The following is a 557-nucleotide window of genomic DNA, read 5'->3' as shown; positions in this document are numbered from 1 at the left end:
CAGCACCTTCAGCGGGACGAACCGGCCCACCTGCCGAGACGAGAGCCGCTGCGACTCGCCCCCCCGCGAAGGCGCCGAGGCCTCCGCCCCACTCCGCCCCGTCGCGTTGGCTCTACCTGTACCGTAGGATTCCCGCGACGTCGAAACGCGCGGCGCGGAGCCGGGCGCGGAAGGCCCATCGTCCCTGTCATGCCGGTTCGCCATGGGTCCAGTGTACCCCTCAGTCCAGGATTCCATGTTTCTCGGCCCGGGCGCCTGCACGGTTGCGTCGGAAATCAAGCGCTTCCGTCAAAACCCGTGATCCGGAAGCAACCTCCAAAGTCCTGCGCGGATAATGCGGGAGAAAAAAGACCCAGTCGCGACAGGAGAAGCCCATGGCCCTCGGTATTGGCTCCAAGCTCGATTCGGTGATGGCCCGCATCCGCCAGGCCACGGCCGAACGTGCGGCAGCCGCCCAGTCCGTGAAGGAGCCCCTGCCGGACGCCCCGGACGCCAAGCCGCTCAACCCCGCGGAAGGCCGCTACCTGGACTCCTTCGAGGAGGAGCGCGCCAAGAAG

General features: G+C 67.7%; 1 protein-coding gene. It reads left to right on the top strand.

Features of this window, described 5'->3' with window-relative positions; translation table 11 throughout:
• Positions 1-374 precede the first annotated feature (374 nt).
• Positions 375-557 (top strand): hypothetical protein (locus tag D7X55_RS40220; protein ID WP_147470463.1); only part of this gene is annotated, 183 nt, incomplete at its 3' end.

Source organism: Corallococcus sp. AB049A (assembly GCF_003668885.1).
GTDB classification, from domain to species: Bacteria; Myxococcota; Myxococcia; order Myxococcales; family Myxococcaceae; genus Corallococcus; species Corallococcus interemptor.
The sequence above is the reverse complement of the archived record's forward strand: the minus strand, read 5'-3'. Positions and strand labels throughout refer to the sequence as shown.